We start from the raw sequence: 19,116 nt of genomic DNA, 5'->3' as shown, positions 1-19,116 counted from the left end.
GCTCACTCGCCGTTCAGGGGGGACGGGTTCGCGGGGTACCGCTTCTCGGGGCGGTGCCTCTGGGGGTGCTGCTCCTCGGGGTGCCGGGGGAAGGCCCGCTCGACGAAGGACGCGATGTGGTCGTGGACCGCCCGGCCCACCCCGTCCACGTCGCCGGCGGCCGCGAGCCGCAGGATCTCCTCGTGCTCGGCGGCCTCCCGCTCCCAGGAGGGGACGGCCGCCCAGGCGACGGTGGAGACCAGGGCGGCCTGGTCGCGGACCTCGTCGAGCATCCGGCCGAGCAGCGGATTGCCGCAGGGCAGGTAGAGCGCCCGGTGGAACGCCCGGTTGGCCAGGGACCGTTCGGCCGGGTCCTCGGCTCCGGCCGCCCGGCGCAGGGCCTCCCGCGCCTCGTCGAGCGGGGCGCCGGACGCCACGGCGCGGCGGACCGCCTCGGGTTCCAGGAGCAGGCGTACGTCGTAGACGGCGCGCGCCATGTCGGCGTCGACCATCCGGACCGTGACGCCCTTGTACTGGTTCATCACCACGAGCCCGCTGCCCGCGAGGGTCTTGAGCGCCTCACGGACCGGGGTCTTCGACACCCCGAAACGCGCGGCGAGTTCGGCCTCGACCAGCGCCTGGCCGGGTCTGAGCCCGCCGGTGAGGATGTCGTGCTTGATCGCTTCGAGCACGTACTGGGTGCGGGAGGGGATGGGGCTGGGGGCGAAGGCCATGGAGCACTCTCAGATCTCGTGTATCGCGTCTCATATATGACGTACGAAGTGCAACGGGCATGAAGCTAAAGGGGCGTTCGTGTTTCGTCAATGCTTCGCGCAAGCGCTTTCTGTGCGCGGGGGTCCGGTCGCGCGGGCCGGATGGCGAGAGACCGGACGGCCTGACGCTGTCGGCGTCCCCGGGAGGCGTCGACGCGGTGAGGGCGCCGAACGCCCTTGCACGGCCCGTGTCCTGGGAGGGGGCGTGGTCGCGACGGCGTAGGGTCGGGGCCATGACGACGCATTCCACGGTACGAGACCCCGACCAGCGCAAGAAGGACGTCCTCGCGCGCCTGGCGGAGGAGGTGGACATCTGGGTGGCCTCGGCGAGCGCCGACGCCCGGCCGTACCTCGTGCCGCTGGCCTTCCACTGGGACGGCGCCGACGTCTGGCTGTGCACCCGGCTGACGAATCCCACCGGCCGCAACCTCGCCGTCGGCGGGCGGACCAGGCTGGCGCTCGGGCACACCCGGGACGTCGTCCTGATCGACGGCGACGTGACGACCCTCGGCGTCGACGACGTGCCGACGGAGGCGATCGAGGGCTTCGCCGCGAAGTGCGGCTGGGACCCGAGGAACTCGGGGCCCGCCTACGGCTGGTTCCGGGTCCGGCCCACCGCCGTGGAGGCCTGGCTGGAGGAGCCCGAACTGGCCGGACGCCACCTGATGCGGGACGGCGTCTGGGCGGTCTGAGCGCACCGGTTCAGGTCCGCAGGAGGACCTCGCCCGCGTCCGGGACGCCGCCGCCCACCAGGGCCAGGGCCTGGCCGAACCGGTCGAGGGGGAACGCGTGGGTGATCAGCGGGGCCGGGTCGAGCAGCCCCAGGAGAACGCGCGGACGGCGTCGGACCAGGCCGCGGAGGAGGCGCCGAAGGCGCTGCGGATCTCAGCCGGCTGACGGACAGAGGGACCGGGTCGATCCCGGCGGCCCGGCCGTGAACATGCCGGTCAGGACGACCCGGCCGCTCCGGCGGGCGAGCAGACAGGAGGAGGCGGGGGTGGTCGGCGCGCCCACGGTCCCCACGACGAGGTCGAAGCGCGGCCCGCGCCCGTGAGCGCGGGCGGGCGGCCGGACGGCCCGTCCGCCTCGGCCGGGGTGAGGGCGCGGTCGGCGCCGAAGTCCGAGGCCCGAGCCGCCCGGTCCGTCGGCGGGTCCACGACGGCGAGTTCGGCGTGCCGGGCTCGGCGTATCCGGCGGTGCAGAGGATGGTCTCCCCGTACCGGCAGCGCTCGCAGTGGCCGCAGGCACGGAAGCACTCGGCCACGCACGGCCTGCCCAGGAGCGCGGGATCGACCCCGGCGCCGAGCGCGTCCACCGTGCCGGACCACTCGTGGCCGGGGACGATCGGACGCGGGGCGGCTGTTCGTCTGCCGCCCGGGTGCGAGGGGACTGCCGAGCGTTCCGTACGCCGACCGCTGACCGCCGCCGGGGGCGGGAAGCGCCGCGCCGGTCGCGGCACCGCCCTCGGGGGAGCGGGAGCGCCGCGCCGGTCGCGACCCGCCGCCTCCGGGGGGACGTCAACCCCCCAGTCGGCTCGCCGCCGGAAGCAGCCTGCCGTCGTAGTCGAAGAGGGCCTGGTTCTCCCAGCCGTTGCCGGACGAGGGATCGGCCGGGTCCCAGCCGTTGCCCGTGACGGCCGTCCAGGTCGGCTCCCAGTAGAAGACGCCGAGACCGCGGCCGTTCGGGACCGCCTCGACGACGTTCATGACGTCCCGCAGCCAGGCCGACTGGCCGGCCGCGCTCGCCGGGTAGCCGGGGACCAGCTCCGAGGACAGGTCGATGATGTTCTCGTGGGCGTCCTCGCTGTCGAGCCGGAACGGGTAGGCGGTCTCGGCGACCATCACCTTCTTGCCGTAACGGGCGGAGATGTCGTCGAGGTTGGCCTGGAGCGAGGACAGCGCGCCGTGCCAGTAGCCGTAGAAGGAGAACGCGATCACGTCGTAACGGACGCCCTGCGCGGTCGCGTTGTCGAACCACGTGCGGTACAGGGCGTTGTCGCCGCCGTTCGCGAGGTGCAGTGCGATCTGGGTGCTCGGCGAGACGGCCTTGGCCGCGGATATGCCGGAGTCGAGCAGCCCGGCAAGCTGTGACCAGTTGCTCGTCGAGCCCTCGGGCCACAGCATGCCGGTGTTGATCTCGTTGCCGATCTGCACCATGTCGGCCGTGGTGCCCTGCGCCTTGAGGGCGTTGAGGACGTCGTACGTGTGGTTGTGGACGTCCGTCCTCAGCTGCGTGTACGAGTGTCCCCGCCAGGCGGCGGGCTTCGTCTGGGCGCCCGGGTCGGCCCAGATGTCGGAGTAGTGGAAGTCCACGAGCAGCTTCATGCCCTGGGCCTTGATCCGCCGCGCGGTGGCGAGGACACGGGCCTTGTCGTTGTAGCCGTCGGCCGGGTTCACCCACACCTTGAGGCGGCCGTAGTTGGCACCCGCGTTCTTGAGGAGCCCGACCGCGTCACCCGTGGCGCCGGAACTCGACTTGTACGTCCCGCCGAGATCCTCGCTCTTCCTGAGCGAGGAGACGTCGACGCCCCTGACCGGAAGGCCGGTCGTGCCGGAGGTGAACGTCAGGTCGTCGACGTTCAGCCAATTGCCCGCATGGGCATCGGAGTCGATGCTGATGGTGCAGGCGCCGCCCGTCACGGTGACGGACGTGACGATCCGTATCCAGGAGGTCGTCACCGGCAGGTCGGTGCGCTGCTCGGCCGAGCCGCAGTTCCGCAGGGCGAGGTGGGCGGAGTTCTGGCCGCCGCCTGAGCGGACCCAGGCGCTGAGCGTGTACGTGCCGTCGGCGAGCCCGGAGAGGTACTGGTACGTCTCGACCTTGTACGCGGACGCCGACCAGTGGCTCAGGCGGTAACCGCCGCCGTGGCCCCCCGCCTCGGTGAACGAGGCGGCGTTCTGGCCGGCGGCCGAGTAGGTCGACCAGCCGGCCGGGGTCGCGGTTCCGGTGGCGTCGCTCTCGAACCCGGCGTTCGTGAGGGTGGCGGCGGCCTCGGCCCGCGGTGCGGCGGGCAGCGGAGCGAGGAGCAGGGCGCCGAGCGCGGCGGCGACGGCCGCGGCGCGCAGCCGTATGCGGCTTCTGACAGGGGTGAGGTGCATCGTCGAGTCCCTTCGACGGTGGCCGATGAGAAGTGTGGTGCGGATGGTTCCTTACGGGTGGTGCGGTCCACCCGGGGACGGCGCAGCGGGCGCTGCCGCCCCGGGGGAGATGCGGGGCCCCGGCCGGGCCGGGGGAGGGGAGGGGCGGTCAGGCGTCGAGGCGGACGACCCGCACGGCGCCGGCCGGGACGGTGATCTTCCCGTCGACCTTCCCGTCGACCTTCCCGTCGGCCTTCCCGTCGGCCGGCGTGCCCTCCGCGCCGCCGGCGAGCAGCTCGGTCCCGGAGCCGTCGAGCGGCACCTCGGCGTCCTCGGCGGAGTGGTTGACGACGAACAGGTACTGCCCGCCGTCGCCCGCGCGGCGCACGACCTCCACGTCACGCGGCAGCGAGGCGCGTGCCGCGACCCCCGCGTCCGCGCAGGCCGCGCCGACGATCGAGTCGAGCGAGGCCGCGTCCAGTCGGGTGGATACGTACCAGGCGGTGCCCCGTCCGAGCCTGTGCCGGGTCACGGCGGGGCCGCCCGCGGCCGGCCCGTCGGCGTACGTCCACACGGTCTCGGCGCCGCGGGGCCGGACGAACTCCGTCCACACGTCGCCGGTGAGCGTGGTGCCGTCCGGCCCGGTGACGGTCACCCGCTGGTCGTCAAGGAGCGGCGACCACTCGTCCACGGTGAGGCCGAGGACGTCCCGCAGGGCGCCCGGGTGGGCGCCGGGGTGCACGGCGTCGTGCTCGTCGACGATGCCGGAGAAGTACGAGACCACGAGCGTGCCGCCGTTCTCGACGTACTCCCGGAGGTTCCGCCCGGCGGCCTCGGTCATGAGGTAGAGCGCGGGGACGACGACCAGCGGGTGGGCGGAGAGGTCGGCCTCGGGGTGGGCGAAGTCGACGGTGAGGTGCCGGTCGTAGAGGGTCTCGTAGAAGCTGTCGGCGCGCTCGCGGGCGTCGTGGGCGGCGCTCGGCCGCCACTCCAGGTTCTGCGCCCACCACGAGTGCCAGTCCCAGAGCATGGCGACGTCCGGGACGGTCCGGCTGCCGCGTACCTCCTCCAGGGCCTCCAGGCCGGCGCCGAGGGCGACGACCTCGCTCCAGATCCGGGTGTCGGTTCCGCCGTGCGGGACCATCGCGGAGTGGAACTTCTCGGCGCCGCGCCGGGACTGGCGCCACTGGAAGAACAGGGCGCCCTCGGAGCCGCGGGCCACATGGGCCAGGGAGTTGCGGGCCATCTCGCCGGGGCGCTTGGCCGGGTTGCGGGGCTGCCAGTTCACGCCGGACGTGGAGTGCTCCAGGAGCAGCCAGGGTGCGCCGCCGGCGACGGAACGGGTGAGGTCGGCGGCCATGGCCAGGTTGACGTGGGTGCGGCGGCCGTCGGTGATCAGGTAGTGGTCGTTGGTGACGAGGTCGACCTCGCGGCCCCAGGCCCAGTAGTCGATGGAGTCGCACTGGCTGAGCGCGGTCATGAAGTTGGTGGTGACGGGGACACCGGGCGCGAGGGCGTGCAGGATGTCCCGCTCCGTCCGGAAGTTCTCCCGGATGGTGACGTCGGCGAAGCGACGGTAGTCGAGCTGTTGGGCGGGGTTGCCGGCCGTGGGGGTGGCCCGGGGCGGGTCGATCTCCTCGTACGAGGAGTAGCGCTGCCCCCAGAACGCGGTGCCCCAGGCCTCGTTCACCGCCTCCACGGAGCCGTACGTGTCGTCGAGCCAGCGGCGGAAGCGCGCGGCGCAGCCGTCGCAGTAGCAGGCGCTGACGGGGACGCCGTACTCGTTGTGGACGTGCCAGAGCGCGAGCGCCGGGTGGCCGCCGTAGCGGCGGGCCAGCTCGGTGGTGATGCTCGCGGCGGCCGTCCGGTAGGCGGCGGAACTGTGGCAGATCGCCCCGCGTGAGCCGTACGAGTAGCGCATCCCCTCGGCGGTGACGGGCAGCGCCTCGGGGTGCGCCCGGTAGAACCAGGCGGGCGGTGCCACGGTCGGTGTGCCCAGGTCGACGCGGACGCCGTGCTCGTGGAGCAGGTCGAGGAGCCGGTCGAGCCAGCCGAAGTCGTACCGGCCCGGCTCCGGTTCGAGGAGGGCCCAGGAGAAGATCCCCACGCTCACCATGGTGACGCCGGCCTCCCGCATGAGCCGGACATCCTCGTGCCAGACGCTTTCCGGCCACTGCTCGGGGTTGTAGTCCCCGCCGAACGCGAGCCGGTGCAGGCCCTTGGGAGTGGTCTGCGGCATGGGTCTCTCCTGAAGCCTCGGGCGCTGAAAGCTTTGGTTCGTTGTGAACGTGCACACATTCGATCTCGATGTGACGACGCAACATAACCGCACACGAACAACCATTGACAAGTGTCTGGAACGTTTCTCTACTGTGAACGCTCACAGATGCATGGTCGGCCTCCCCGCCCCAGGGAGAGGCCCTTTCGGTCAGGGAGAAGCACCCCATGCCCCACACGATGCGCCGCAGCCTCGCCACCGCCACCGCCGTCCTGCTCGGCGCCACGGCGCTCACCGCCTGTGGATCCTCCGACCCCGGGGACGAGGCGGCGGCCGGCTCCGGTCCCGTCTCGCTCACCTACTGGGCCTGGGCGCCCGGTATGGACAAGGTCGTGGCCCTCTGGAACGCCGAACACCCCGACATCCAGGTGACCGTGCAGAAGCAGGCCTCCGGCGACGACCTCGTCACCAAGATCATCACCGCCGCCAAGGCACACAAGGCCCCCGACCTGGTCCAGGCCGAGTACCAGGCCCTGCCGACCCTCGTCTCCAACGACGCCCTCGCCGACATCGCCCCCGAAGTCGCGGGCGTCCAGGACAAGTTCGCTCCCGGAATCTGGCAGCAGACCACCTTCGGCGGCGAGGCCGTCTACGCCCTGCCGCAGGACTCCGGGCCCCTCATGTTCTTCTACCGCCAGGACCTCTTCAAGAAGTACGGCCTCTCCGTCCCCACCACCTGGGACGAGTTCGCCGCCACCGCGCGCGACCTGAAGAAGAAGGCCCCGAAGCAGTCGCTGACCACCTTCTCCGCCAACGACTCCGGCCTCTTCGCCGGACTCGCCCAGCAGGCCGGCGCCACGTGGTGGACCTTCGAGGGCGACACCTGGAAGGTCGGCATCGACGACGCCGCCACCAGGAAGGTCTCCGACTTCTGGGGCGGCCTGGTCGCCGAGGGCGCCATCGACAACCAGCCGATGTACACCCCTTCCTGGAACAAGGCCATGAACACCGGCGAGCAGCTCGCCTGGGTCTCCGCCGTCTGGGCCCCCGGCACCCTGACCACCGCCGCCCCCGACACCAAGGGCAAGTGGGCCATGGCCCCCCTCCCGCAGTGGACCGAGGGCGGCGCGTCCACCGGCAGCTGGGGCGGCTCCTCCACCGCCGTCACCACCGACTCGAAGCACAGGAAGGCCGCCGCGCAGTTCGCCACCTGGCTGAACACCGACCCGGTCGCCCTCGCCGCCCTCGTCAAGGAGAGCGGCATCTACCCGGCGGCCACCGCCGCCCAGACCAGCGGCGCCCTCGCCAAGGCCCCCGACTACTTCGCGAACCAGCCCGACTTCTACACCCGCGCCGCCGAGATAGCGAAGACCACCGCACCGGCCGCCTGGGGCCCCAACGTGAACGTCGCCTACACCGCCTTCAAGGACGAGTTCGGCAAGGCCGCCAAGGCGAAGTCCGGCTTCGACACCGCCCTGACCGCCGTCCAGTCCGCCACCGTGACGGACCTGAAGAAGCAGGGCTTCGAGGTCGCCAAGTGACGCAGCCCCCCACGGGCGCGCGCCGGTCGTACGGGGTCAAGCCGGCCCCGTACGCCCACCCGTCGCCCACCACCACCCGCAAGCGAGCGCGAAGCGCCCTGCACTTCTTCCCGTCGCCCGCCACCACCCCCAAGCGAGCGCGAAGCGCCCCCTACTTCTTCCTTCTCCCCGCCGCCGTCCTCTTCGCCCTCTTCTTCGCCCTCCCCATCGGCTACGCCCTCTGGCTCAGCCTCCACAAGGTCGAGATCAAGGGCCTCGGCCTCGGCAAGGGCGCCAAGTCCGAGGTCTGGGCCGGCCTGGAGAACTACACCTCGGCCCTCACCGACCCCGAACTCGCCGCCAGCGCCCTGCGCGTCCTCGGCTACGGCGCCCTCGTCGTCCCCGTGATGCTCGGCCTGGCCCTCTTCTTCGCGCTCCTGCTCGACTCCCCGCGCGTCCGCGCCCGCTCCTTCGCCCGGCTCGCGATCTTCCTGCCGTACGCCGTCCCCGGTGTCATCGCCGCCGTCCTCTGGGGCTTCCTCTACCTCCCGGACGTCAGCCCCCTCCACTTCGCCCTCGACAAGCTCGGCCTGCCCCAGCCCGACCTCATGGACGGCGGACCGCTCTACCTGGCGATGTCGAACATCGCGATCTGGGGCGGCACCGGCTTCAACATGATCGTCATCTACACCGCGCTGCGCTCGCTGCCCGCCGAGGTGTACGAGGCGGCCAAGCTCGACGGCTGCTCGGAGCTCCAGATCGCCCTGCGCATCAAGATCCCGATGGTGGTGCCCTCGCTGGTGCTCACCTTCTTCTTCTCCATCATCGCCACCCTCCAGGTCTTCAACGAGCCCATGACGCTCAAGCCGCTCACCAACGGCATCCCCTCCACCTGGAGCCCCCTCATGAAGGTCTACAACGACGCCTTCACCGGCGGGAACATCCACGCAGCCTCGGCCACCGCCGTCGTACTCGCCCTCGCCACCTTCGTCCTCTCCTTCGCCCTCCTCAGGATCTCCAACCGCCGCACCACGCAAGGAGCCAGCCGATGACCGGGCTCGCCTCCCCGCCGCTCCACAAGGCGGCCCCGGCCGCGGGAACCACTCCGGGCACCCCCCAGGGCCCGCGCCGCCCCCGCCGCACCGCGCTGCTCCCCACGGCCGCCCTGGTCCTCGGCGCGCTCTACTGCCTGCTGCCCGTCGCCTGGGTCGTGGTCGCCGCCACCAAGCCCGACAACGAGCTCTTCTCCACCTTCACCTTCCTGCCCGGCGGCGGCCTCGCCGACAACGTCACCGACCTCGGCGCGTACCGCGACGGCATCTACTGGCGCTGGATGCTCAACTCCGTGTTCTACGCGGGCCTCGGCGCCGTCCTGTCCACCGCCGTCTCCGCACTCGCCGGCTACGCCCTCGCGGTCTACCGCTTCCCCGGCCGCGAGGCCTTCTTCAACGTGATGCTCACCGGCGTCCTGATGCCCCCGGTCATCCTCGCCATCCCCCAGTACCTGCTGATGGCCGAGGCCGACCTGACGGACAGCTACGCGTCCGTGCTGCTGCCGCTGATCCTCTCCCCGTACGGCGTCTACCTCGGCCGCGTCTACGCCGAGGCCGCCATCCCGATGGAGCTCGTCGAGGCCGGCCGCATGGACGGCGCGGGAGAGTGGCGGATCTTCCGGCGGATCGCCGTCCCGATGATGGCCCCGGGCCTGGTGACGATCTTCCTCTTCCAGTTCGTCGCCATCTGGAACAACTTCCTGCTGCCCTTCATCATGCTCGGCGACGACGAGAAGTTCCCCATGACCGTCGGCCTGTTCACCCTGCTCAAGCAGGGTGCCTCCCAGCCCTCCCTGTACACCCTGGTGATCACCGGCGCGCTCCTCGCGATCGCCCCGCTCATCGCCCTGTTCCTCGTCATTCAACGCTTCTGGAGCCTCGACCTGCTGTCCGGCGCCGTAAAGTCCTGACCACAGGGGATCGAGGGGAAACACACAGCATGAGCACAGCGAGCAGGCGCCGCCCGGCGACCATCCACGACGTGGCCCGCGAGGCCGGGGTGTCGCGCGGCACCGTCTCCCGTGTCCTCAACGGCGGCCACTACGTCAGCCCGACAGCCAAGGCGGCCGTGGACGCCGCGATCCGCAGAACGGGCTACGTCGTCAACCGGCACGCCCGCTCGCTGATCACCGGCAGGTCCGACTCGGTCGCCTTCCTCCTGACCGAACCCCAGGAGCGGTTCTTCGAGGACCCCAACTTCAACGTGCTGCTCCGCGCCTGCACCCAGGCGCTCGCGGCCCAGGACATCCCGCTCCTCCTGATGATCGCGGGCACCGAGGACGAGCGCCGCCGCAACCTCCGCTACATCGAGGCCGGTCACGTCGACGGCGTCCTCCTCGTCTCCAGTCACTCCGGCGACCCGGTGGTGGCCCGGCTGCACGAGGCCGGCGTCCCCGTCGTCGCCTGCGGCAAGCCCCTCGGCCAGACCGCCAGGATCGGCTACGTCGCCGCCGACGACCGCGAGGGCGCCCGCGACATGGTCCGCCACCTGTACGCCTCCGGGCGGCGCCGGATCGCCACCGTCACCGGCCCGCTCGACACCCCGGGCGGGGTGGAGCGCCTCGCCGGATACCGCGAGACGCTCGCCGAGTTCGGGCTGCCCGCCGACGAGACGCTGATCGCCACCGGCGACTACAGCCGGGTCAGCGGCGAGGACGCGGCCCGCGCCCTCCTGGAGCGCGCCCCGGACATCGACGCCGTGTTCGTCGCCTCCGACCTGATGGCGCAGGGGGTCCTCGACGCCCTCTCCCGCGCGGGCCGGAAGGTCCCCGAGGACATCGCCGTCGGCGGCTTCGACGACTCCCCGGCGGCCCTGTCCTCCCGCCCCTCGCTGACCACCATCCGGCAGCCCTGGGACCGGATCAGCGCCGAGATGGTACGGACGCTCCTCGCCCGGATCGCGGGCGAGGACCCGGCGACGGTGATCCTGCCGACGCGGCTGGTCCGTAGGGAGTCCGCCTAGGGAAGGTCTTGGACGAGGATCACTTCCAGCGTCCGCGGGCCGTGGACGCCCTCGACCCGGTCGAGTTCGATGTCGCTCGTCGCGGACGGCCCCGAGATCCAGGTCAGCGGGCGGGCCGGGTCGAGCCGGGGGAGCGCCTGTGGCACGGAGGCCACCACCTGCTCGGGAGCCCCGACCACGCACAGGTGCAGATCGGGCACGAGAGTGAGGGCGCGACGGCCCTGACCCGGGCCGCCGTCGAGGACGATCGTGCCGGTCTCGGCGATCGCGAGCGCGCACCCCGTCACCACCGCGTCGATGCCGTCGAGTGCGTACGGGGTGAGCCGGGGCGCGTCGGTCCGCCGCTCGGCGCCGGTCGCCGCCAGCCACTCCTCGGGCAGCCCGGGCGGTACGACGACACTGCGGGCGCCGTGCTCCGCGAGGAGCCGGGCGATGAGCTCCGGGAGGCCCTCCGGCGTGGAGCGGTGGACGTGGGCGCGGTAGTCGGCGAGGTTCTCGTGGAGCAGGTCGAGGAGCGCGCCGGGGTCCTCGGGGCTGTGGCTCGTGCGGTAGTCGCGGGTGACGTCCGGGGCCTCGGGGGCGTCGGCGACGGCGGCGCGGATGCGGGCGAGCACGCGCGCGCGTGAGTCGGTGGTCATCGGCGGTTCTTCTTCCACCAGTCGCGGAACGGTTCGGTGGGCAGTTCGGGCAGGTTCCGGTGCTCGGACCACTGGCGGGCACCCGGCCCCGGCAGCCGTTTCGGGTGCAGCGCGCGCGTGGCGGAGGCGATCCGCTCGCCCGCCGCGAGGGCGGTCGGGTGGTCGAGGACCCACGAGGAGGCCTTGACCGCGGCCCGTTCGAGCCGGTGCCCCGTGCCGCCCTCGGCCGCGACCCGCTCGCGCAGGTGCACCAGGACCTCGGGGATGTCGATGGCCACCGGGCACACCTCGTAACAGGCCCCGCAGAGCGAGGAGGCGTACGGCAGGGAGGCGTCGACCTCGCTCACCGTGCCCCGGAGCTGGGGGGTGAGGATCGCGCCGATCGGCCCGGGGTAGACGGAGCCGTACGCGTGACCGCCGGCCCGTTCGTACACCGGGCAGACGTTGAGGCAGGCCGAGCAGCGGATGCAGCGCAGCGCCTGGCGCCCGACCTCGTCGGCGAGCGCGTCGGTGCGTCCGTTGTCGAGGAGCACCAGATGGAAGGCGGACGGCCCGTCGTCGTCGCTGGTGCCGGTCCACATGCTCGTGTACGGGTTCATGCGCTCGGCGGTCGACGAGCGCGGCAGTGTCTGGAGGAACACCTCGAGGTCCCGCCAGGTCGGCACCACCTTCTCCACCCCGACGACGGAGATCAGGGTCTCGGGAAGCGTCAGGCACATCCGGCCGTTGCCCTCGGACTCGACGACGACAAGGGTGCCGGTCTCGGCGACCATGAAGTTCGCCCCGGAGATCCCGACCCTGGCCCGCAGGAACTTCTCCCTCAGATGCAGCCGGGCCGCCTCCGCGAGCTCGGCCGGGCTGTCACTCAGCCCCTCTGGCGCGGGTCGACCCCAACTCCCCATCTTCTCGCGGAAGATGTCACGGATCTCGCCCCGGTTGCGGTGGATGGCGGGGACCAGGATGTGCGAGGGCCGGTCGTCGCCGAGCTGCACGATCAGCTCCGCGAGATCCGTCTCGTAAGCGGTGATCCCCTCGGCCTCCAGGTGCTCGTTGAGCCCGATCTCCTGGGTGGCCATCGACTTGACCTTGACCACCTCTGTCTCGCCCGTCGCCCTGACGAGGTCCGTGACGATCCGGTTGGCCTCGGCCGCGTCGGCGGCCCAGTGCACGGTGCCGCCCGCCGCCGTCACCGCCTCCTCCAACCGGATCAGGTGCTCGTCGAGGTGACGGAGCGTCCGGTCCTTGATCTCCTTCCCGGCCCGCCTGAGCTCCGCCCAGTCGTCGAGCTCCGCCACGGCCCGCGCCCGCTTGTCGCGGATGGTGCGGGTCGCGTGCCGCAGGTTGGCGCGGAGCGTCGCGTCCCCGACCGCGGCCCGCGCCGCCTCCGGGAAGGCCGGCATGCCGACGAAGGTCCCGCCGGACGTCTCGTTCATCGCCAGGGCTCCTCTTCCGTACTCGCCAGGATGTCCGCCAGGTGCACCGCGCGCAGCGGCGCGCCCTGCCGGCTCAGCATGCCGCCCACGTGCAGCAGACAGGAGTTGTCCGCGCCGCACAGGACCTCGGCGCCCGTGGACAGCGCGTTCGCGATCTTGTCGGCGCCCATCGCCGCCGACACGTCCGGGTTCTTCACCGCGAACGTGCCACCGAAGCCGCAGCACTCCTCCGCGCCCGGCAGCTCCACCAGCTCCAGCCCCTTCACGGCCTCCAGGAGCCGGCGCGGCCGCTCCCCGAGCCCGAGGAGACGCAGGCCGTGACAGGACGGGTGGTAGGTCACCCGGTGGGGGAAGTACGCGCCGACGTCCGTCACCCCGAGCACGTCCACCAGGAACTCCGTCAGCTCGTACACCCGGGGAGCCAGGCCCGCCGCCTCCGCGCCGAACGCCGCGTAGTGGTGGCGCACCATCGCCGCGCACGAGCCCGACGGGGTGACGACGTAGGCGTACCCCTCGAAGGCCCGTACCGTACGCCGCACCAGCGGCGCGGTCTCGGCGCGGTACCCGGTGTTGAACTGCGGCTGTCCGCAGCAGGTCTGCGCGGCGGGGAAGTCGACCTCCACGCCGAGGCGTTCGAGGACGCGGACGGTGGCCACGCCCGTCGCGGGGAAGACGGCGTCGTTGACACAGGTGACGAAGAGGGCGACACGCATCACGGGGTCCTCGGGCTCCTCTGCCTTCACACGCTGCTCTGCTTTCACGGGTTCGTAGTGTGGCAGGGGTTGTGTGCGCGCGACGAGCCGGCGCATCGCGCCGGGTTCGCCGAGGAGCCCGGCCGCCCGCGGGCCTGGACGTGACCGGCGAGCGGGCGGCCGACCACCGGCACGCACACGTGGTGCTCCGGCCGGAACCGGCCGTCCGCCGCTCGACACGCGGGCCATGACCCGGTAGCGGCCGTCAGCGGACGCCGAGCAGGTGCTCCAGGGCCAGCTGGTCGAGGTGCTCGAAGGCCATGGAACGGGCCGCCGCCGCGTCCGGGTCGAAGGTCTCGTACGCCGTGGGGTCGGCGAGCAGCTCCGCGAGGCCGTCGGCGGCCGTGGGGACGGCGAGTTCGGGCAGCCGGGAGGCGGCGAGGGCCTGCTGGACGTCCGGGTCGGCGCGGAAGGCCGCCGCGCGCTCCTTGAGGATCAGGTAGTTGCGCATGCAGTTCTTCGCGGATTCCCACACCCCGTCGGAGCCGTCCGTCCGCACCGGCTTGAAGTCGAAGTGGCGCGGGCCCTCGTACCCGGCCGTCTCGAGCAGGTCGACCAGCCAGAACGCCTGGCGCAGATCGCCCGCCCCGAAGCGGAAGTCCTGGTCGTACTTGATGCCGGACTGGCCGTTCAGGTCGATGTGGAAGAGCTTGCCCGCCCAGAGTGCCTGGGCGATGCCGTGCGGGAAGTTGAGTCCGGCCATCTGCTCGTGGCCCGTCTCCGGGTTCACGCCGACGAGTTCGGGGCGCTCCAGGCGCTCGATGAAGGCCAGGGCGTGCCCGATGGTGGGCAGCAGGATGTCGCCGCGCGGCTCGTTCGGCTTGGGCTCGATGGCGAAGCGCAGGTCGTAGCCCTGCTCGGTGACGTACTGGCCGAGCAGGTCGAAGGCCTCCTTCATGCGGTCGAGCGCGACCCGGACGTCCTTCGCCGCGCCGGACTCGGCGCCCTCCCGGCCGCCCCAGGCCACGTACACCGTGGCGCCGAGTTCGACGGCCAGATCGATGTTGCGGAGGGTCTTGCGGAGCGCGAAGCGGCGCACGTCCCGGTCGTTGGCGGTGAAGCCGCCGTCCTTGAAGACGGGGTGGGTGAAGAGGTTCGTGGTGGCCATCGGCACCGCGAGCCCCGTGCGGTCGAGCGCGGCCCGGAAGCGCTTGACGATCGCGTCGCGCTCGGCTTCCGGCGCGCCGAAGGGGATCAGGTCGTCGTCGTGGAAGGTGACGCCGTACGCGCCGAGCGCGGCGAGCCGCTCGACCGTCTCGACGGGGTCGAGGGCCGGGCGGGTGGCCTCGCCGAACGGGTCGCGGCCCTGCCAGCCGACGGTCCACAGGCCGAAGGTGAAGCGGTCCTCGGGGGTGGGGGCGAAGAGCTCCGGCATGGTGTGTCCCTCTCTTGCTCTGGGGATTTGTTTTCTGAGATAACTAATACGGGACGGACACACCGGGGCGCCAGCCCCAGCCACGAATCGGCCCCCGTGAAGACCTACGGTGACGCAGTACAGGGAAGAGGTGAGGACGTGCCCACGAGGCGCTCCGTCGTGATCGGCGTGGACAGCTCCACGCAGTCCGCCAAGGCCGCGGCCGTCGACGCCGACACCGGCGAACTCCTCGCCGTCGGCCGCGCCCCGCACACCGTCACCGGCTCCGCCGGCGCGCGCGAGAGCGACCCCGAGGAGTGGTGGACCGCCCTCGTCACGGCCGTCCGCGCGGCGGTACGGGACGCGGGCGTCCCGGCCGGAGCGGTCACCGGCATCGCCGTCGCCGGACAGCAGCACGGTCTCGTCACCCTCGGCGCCGACGGCCGCCCCCTGCGGCCCGCCCTGCTCTGGAACGACACCCGCTCCGCCCCGCAGGCCGCCGCCCTCGCCGCCCGCCTCGGCGGCCCCGCCGGCTGGCTGGAACGCACGGGCTCGGTGCCCGTCGCCTCCATGACCGCCGCGAAGTGGCAGTGGCTGCGCGCGCACGAACCCCGCCACGCGGAGGCCGTCACCGGGGTCCGTCTCCCGCACGACCACCTGACGGAGCGCCTCACCGGAATCGCGGTGACCGACCCGGGGGACGCCTCGGGGACGTGCTGGTACGGGAGGGGCGGGGGCGCTCGGGGCGGCGGGGATGCTCGGGACGGCGGGGGCCCTCAGGACGGCGATGGCGCTCGGGACGGCGGGGGCGCTCAGGGCGGCGGGGGTGCGAAGGGAGCCGAGAGCGAGGCCTCCGGTGCGGGTGCCTCCGGTGCGTACGACCCGGAGATCCTGGACCTCATCGGCCTCGACCCGGCTCTGCTGCCTGCCGTCGCCCCCGGCGGCGCCACCCGCGTGGGCACCCTCACCGCGGCCGCCGCCGAGGCCCTCGGGCTGCCCCGTACCGTCGTCGTCGCCGCCGGTACCGGCGACAACATGGCCGCCGCGGTCGGCCTCGGCCTCGGCGGCGCCGGCCTCCTCGACCACCCGGTCGTCAGCCTCGGCACCTCGGGCACGGTCTTCGCCGCGACCCGCGCCCGCCCGGCGGACCCCGGCCTCGCGGGGTTCGCCGCCACCGACGGGACGTACCTCCCCCTCGGCTGCACCCTCAACTGCACGCTCGCAGTCGACCGGTTCGCCACGCTCCTGGGCCTGGACCGCGAGGACGCGGCACCGGGCGGAATCGGGGGTGGCGGAGTCGTCGTACTGCCCTACCTCGACGGCGAACGCACCCCCGACCTGCCCCACGCGGCCGGCCTGGTCACCGGCCTGCGGCACGGCACTGACCCGCGGTCGATCCTCGGCGCCGCCTACGAGGGCGCGGCCTTCACCGTGCTGCGCGCCCTCGACCACCTCCTCGCCGCCTGCGGCCTCGACCCGGCCGCCCCCGACGTACGCGACCGGCCGCTCCGCCTGATCGGCGGCGGGGCACGCGGCCGGGCCTGGACCGAGACCGTCCGCAGGCTCTCCGGCCGGCCCCTGGTCGTCCCGGCCGCCGAGGAGCTCGTGGCCCTCGGCGCCGCGGCCCTCGCGGCGGGCGCGGTGACGGGCGCGGACCCGGTGGCCCTGACGACGGCCTGGGGCACGGGTACGGGCGAGGTCCTCCCCGCGGTCGGCCGCGACGAGGAGACCTGGCACCGCATCGCGGGGGTCCTGTCGGCCGCGACGCCGACGTTGCTGTCATCGACCGTCGAAGAGGTGGGCCAGGGTGGTCGGGGTGAGGCGGATGTCGTCGAAGTCGACGCGGCATCCCTCGCCGACGGGTGACTGGACCTCGATGCCGGCCCGTACGGGACCGGGTCCGTCCAGGGCGAACTGTCGCACCAAACGCCAGAACGTGCCGTCGTCCGAGACGTGGAAGGCGAACCCCTCGCCGATCCGGCTGACGCGCAGCCACAGCGCCTCTCCCTCGACCGGGCCGGCGAGCGCGTCGTCGGACCGGCCGCGGGTCACGACGGAGTAGACGCTGGGAGTTCCGTCGGGGGCCTGCTCGAAGTTGAGCTTGGCCCAGTGGTCGTCGTCGGAGCGGATGAACAGGGCTCCCGCGTCCCATGCGGACCGGAAGCCGACGCGAAGGCGGGCCGAGAGCTGCCAGTCGCCGTCCGGCGGAGTGGTCAGGGCCACGGCGGCGTCGGACCGGGCCGCCCCGCCGACCGGGTCCGTGAAGGCGTCCGTGTGCGGGGCGGCCGTGACGGTGAGGACACCGCCGGTGAGGGACCAGGCGGCGGGGGCGGTCACCCAGTCGAGGCCGAGGGGGAGTGAGGTGTCGACGTTCATGACGTCATGATCGTGAGCGTGCCGGGAGCGTGTCATGGAGTTCGCCGAGGATCCAAGAAGTGGAACGAGAGTCCAACTCGGCGGCGCCTCCGGGGAGCGGGCCCGGCGAACCACCGCCGGTGGCGGCCCTGTTGCTGCCGGGCCTGGGTCTGGGTCTGGGTCTGGGCCCGAGCCCCAACCCCGGCCCACCGGTCTGGCGGTGGCGCCCCCCGGCGTCCATCCCCGGCGCACCGGCCTGGCCGCGACTACGTCACGCGTCCCCCCCCACGGCCCACCGGCCTGGCGGCGACGGCACCCGGTGTCCCGCAACCGGCAGGCGGCATCCGGTGTCGGCGCTCGACGTCCGGTCCCCGCCCCCGGCCGCCCCGCTCCTCCCCTCAGGCCCCGCCGTCCACGCCCGCCCCCGCCGTGACGCGCCGCTGGTGCACCCGCAGGTGCAGGGTCGCCAGGTCCAGGAGCGGGGTCGCCACGTCCAGGGCACGCGCGCGGGTGGTGAGGTCGCCGAAGAGGTGCTCGACCTCGGTCGGGCGGCCCGCCGTCAGGTCGCGGTAGAGGGACGGCACCATCGGCGACCCCGGGGCGGCCACCACGGCGAGCGTCGCCGCCCGCTCCGCCTCCGGTACGGGGTGTCCGGCCGCGGCGGCGACCGCGGACGCCTCGTCGAGCAGCGCCGGGGCCAGGGAGGGACCGCCCGCCACGTCGTAGACGTCGCCGACAGTGCCCCGCATCAGGCTGGTCACGGCGCCGAAGGTCGTGATGAACACCCACTTGTGCCACATCGCCGTGACCACGTGCTCCGGCTCCGGCGAGCTGATGTCCGCCTCTTCGAGCACCGCCCGGAACGTCGCCACGCGCGCGGAGCGCGTGCCGTCCTGTTCGCCGAGCGTCAGATGGGCCAGCGGGGCGAGGCGCCGGATGTCACCGGTCTCGTCGAGCGTGGTCACCACCTTGGCCACGCCGCCCAGGACGGCCGGGGCCCCGAAGCGGGCGTTGAGCGCGTCGATGTGGGCGAGACCGTTGAGGAGCGGCACGACGGCCGTGTCCGGTCCCACGGCCGGCGCCATGTCCTCGATCGACTGATCGAGGGCGGTGGACTTCACCGAAAGGAGCACGAGGTCGTACGGGGTGTCGAGCGCGTCGGCCGTCACGAGGCGGGGCGTGAGGACCCATTCCTCGTCCCGGCCCACCACCCGAAGCCCGCGCTCGCGCAGCGCCGCCGCACGGGCCGGGCGGACCAGGAAGGTGACGTCCTGCCCGGCGCGGGCGAGCAGGGCGCCGAAGTAGCCACCGGTGGCACCGGCGCCGACGACCAGGATCTTCATCGTTGTGGACCTCTCGTGGGGCGCCCCGGGGGCGCGGTGGTGAGCGGAGGGCGGAGCGGGGGCTGGAGCAGGGGCCGGAGCAGCCGGTGGGGCCTGGCGAGCGCGGCCGTCACCGGGTCGTCGTCCGGGGTGGCGGGTGCGAGACCCGGGCCCGGGGCGACCACGACGTCCGCGACGGGTACGGCCGTGCCGCAGCCCGTACAGCGTCCGTCCGCCTCGAGCGGGGCCTCGTCCCCGGCGTGCAGGAAGACGCGGCGCGGCCCGCCGTCCGCCGGGTGGAACTCCTCGCCCCAGGCGGTGAGCGCGCGGACCGCCGGCCAGAGGGCGACCCCCTTGGGCGTGAGCCCGTACACCTCGCGGCGGCCCGTGCCCGTCTCGGGGCGGCGTTCCAGGACGCCCGCCTCGGTGAGCGTGGTGAGACGGTCGGTGAGCACGGCCCGGGGCACGCCCAGGTGCGCGGCGAACTCCCCGAACCTGCGGACCCCGTAGAAGGCGTCCCGCAGGATCAGCAGCGTCCAGCGTTCGCCGACGATCTCCATGGAGCGGGCGAGCGCACAGGTCTGACCGCGGTAGTCACGCGGAAGCGTCATGGCCATGACCCTAGCGCACAACAGTTCGGTGACCGAACTGTTCCAGGCGACGGGTGTCCTCCTCCTGCG

15 protein-coding genes and 2 pseudogenes are annotated in these 19,116 nt (G+C 73.0%); 6 read left to right on the top strand and 11 right to left on the bottom strand.

Annotation, left to right across the window (positions count from 1 at the left end):
* Positions 1-2: 2 nt before the first annotated feature.
* Positions 3-713: a GntR family transcriptional regulator gene (locus ACIP84_RS05385; RefSeq protein ID WP_401794739.1), complete on the bottom strand. Its 711-nt coding sequence runs from the start codon at positions 711-713 to the stop codon at positions 3-5.
* 272 nt (positions 714-985) lie between these two features.
* Here ACIP84_RS05385 and ACIP84_RS05380 point away from each other — a divergent pair, with 272 nt between their 5' ends.
* Positions 986-1,444, top strand: a complete 459-nt coding sequence (locus tag ACIP84_RS05380; RefSeq protein ID WP_401794736.1) for a pyridoxamine 5'-phosphate oxidase family protein — start codon at positions 986-988, stop codon at positions 1,442-1,444.
* Positions 1,445-2,001: 557 nt separating this feature from the next.
* Here the strand turns inward: ACIP84_RS05380 and ACIP84_RS05375 are convergent.
* The 3 genes and pseudogenes from ACIP84_RS05375 to ACIP84_RS05365 form a co-directional block, all read right to left on the bottom strand.
* A pseudogene (locus tag ACIP84_RS05375) lies at positions 2,002-2,067 on the bottom strand (hypothetical protein); the annotation flags it as partial.
* Between the two features lie 202 nt (positions 2,068-2,269).
* Positions 2,270-3,850, bottom strand: coding sequence for an arabinogalactan endo-beta-1,4-galactanase (locus ACIP84_RS05370; protein ID WP_401794733.1), 1,581 nt, complete (start codon positions 3,848-3,850; stop codon positions 2,270-2,272).
* Positions 3,851-3,998: 148 nt separating this feature from the next.
* The gene (locus tag ACIP84_RS05365; RefSeq protein ID WP_401794731.1) at positions 3,999-6,068 is read right to left on the bottom strand and encodes a beta-galactosidase; all 2,070 of its coding nucleotides are present in this window, start codon (positions 6,066-6,068) and stop codon (positions 3,999-4,001) included.
* A 206-nt stretch (positions 6,069-6,274) separates the two neighbouring features.
* Between ACIP84_RS05365 and ACIP84_RS05360 the strand changes: the two genes are divergently transcribed.
* From ACIP84_RS05360 to ACIP84_RS05345, 4 genes are all read left to right on the top strand, one after another.
* The gene (locus ACIP84_RS05360) at positions 6,275-7,588 is read left to right on the top strand and encodes an ABC transporter substrate-binding protein (RefSeq protein ID WP_401794728.1); all 1,314 of its coding nucleotides are present in this window, start codon (positions 6,275-6,277) and stop codon (positions 7,586-7,588) included.
* Between the two features lie 98 nt (positions 7,589-7,686).
* The gene (locus ACIP84_RS05355; protein WP_401795680.1) at positions 7,687-8,619 is read left to right on the top strand and encodes a carbohydrate ABC transporter permease; all 933 of its coding nucleotides are present in this window, start codon (positions 7,687-7,689) and stop codon (positions 8,617-8,619) included.
* On the top strand, positions 8,616-9,530 hold the full coding sequence (locus ACIP84_RS05350; RefSeq protein WP_401794725.1) for a carbohydrate ABC transporter permease: 915 nt from the start codon (positions 8,616-8,618) through the stop codon (positions 9,528-9,530). Before ACIP84_RS05355 ends, ACIP84_RS05350 begins: the two co-directional genes overlap by 4 nt.
* Positions 9,531-9,559: 29 nt before the next feature.
* Positions 9,560-10,582 (top strand): LacI family DNA-binding transcriptional regulator, encoded by a 1,023-nt coding sequence (locus ACIP84_RS05345; protein ID WP_401794722.1) that lies wholly within the window; start codon positions 9,560-9,562, stop codon positions 10,580-10,582.
* On the opposite strand, the gene ACIP84_RS05340 is transcribed toward ACIP84_RS05345, so the two are convergent.
* The 4 genes from ACIP84_RS05340 to xylA form a co-directional block, all read right to left on the bottom strand.
* Complete coding sequence (locus tag ACIP84_RS05340) at positions 10,579-11,220, bottom strand: lactate utilization protein C (protein ID WP_401794719.1); 642 nt, start codon at positions 11,218-11,220, stop codon at positions 10,579-10,581. The two genes, ACIP84_RS05345 and ACIP84_RS05340, sit on opposite strands and share 4 nt — an antisense overlap.
* The gene (locus tag ACIP84_RS05335) at positions 11,217-12,653 is read right to left on the bottom strand and encodes a lactate utilization protein B (protein WP_401794716.1); all 1,437 of its coding nucleotides are present in this window, start codon (positions 12,651-12,653) and stop codon (positions 11,217-11,219) included. The genes ACIP84_RS05340 and ACIP84_RS05335 overlap by 4 nt, the downstream gene beginning before the upstream one ends.
* Positions 12,650-13,366: a (Fe-S)-binding protein gene (locus tag ACIP84_RS05330; RefSeq protein WP_355965685.1), complete on the bottom strand. Its 717-nt coding sequence runs from the start codon at positions 13,364-13,366 to the stop codon at positions 12,650-12,652. The genes ACIP84_RS05335 and ACIP84_RS05330 overlap by 4 nt, the downstream gene beginning before the upstream one ends.
* Positions 13,367-13,610: 244 nt before the next feature.
* A complete protein-coding gene (gene xylA / locus ACIP84_RS05325; RefSeq protein WP_355965611.1) occupies positions 13,611-14,780 on the bottom strand; it encodes a xylose isomerase in 1,170 nt (389 codons plus the stop codon).
* Positions 14,781-14,918: 138 nt separating this feature from the next.
* Between xylA and ACIP84_RS05320 the strand changes: the two are divergent.
* Positions 14,919-16,538 (top strand): annotated as a pseudogene (locus tag ACIP84_RS05320) (FGGY family carbohydrate kinase); the annotation flags it as partial.
* Here the strand turns inward: ACIP84_RS05320 and ACIP84_RS05315 are convergent.
* The 3 genes from ACIP84_RS05315 to ACIP84_RS05305 form a co-directional block, all read right to left on the bottom strand.
* The gene (locus ACIP84_RS05315) at positions 16,539-17,135 is read right to left on the bottom strand and encodes a DUF1349 domain-containing protein (protein ID WP_355965615.1); all 597 of its coding nucleotides are present in this window, start codon (positions 17,133-17,135) and stop codon (positions 16,539-16,541) included. It lies immediately after the preceding pseudogene.
* A 377-nt stretch (positions 17,136-17,512) separates the two neighbouring features.
* Complete coding sequence (locus ACIP84_RS05310; protein ID WP_401794712.1) at positions 17,513-18,457, bottom strand: ketopantoate reductase family protein; 945 nt, start codon at positions 18,455-18,457, stop codon at positions 17,513-17,515.
* Complete coding sequence (locus ACIP84_RS05305) at positions 18,454-19,047, bottom strand: winged helix-turn-helix transcriptional regulator (RefSeq protein ID WP_401794709.1); 594 nt, start codon at positions 19,045-19,047, stop codon at positions 18,454-18,456. Before ACIP84_RS05305 ends, ACIP84_RS05310 begins: the two co-directional genes overlap by 4 nt.
* Positions 19,048-19,116: the final 69 nt, after the last annotated feature.

This window comes from Streptomyces sp. NPDC088707 (assembly GCF_044752725.1).
GTDB lineage: Bacteria > Actinomycetota > Actinomycetes > Streptomycetales > Streptomycetaceae > Streptomyces.
Note: the sequence above shows the minus strand (reverse complement) of the source record. Positions and strands in the feature narration are given on the sequence as shown.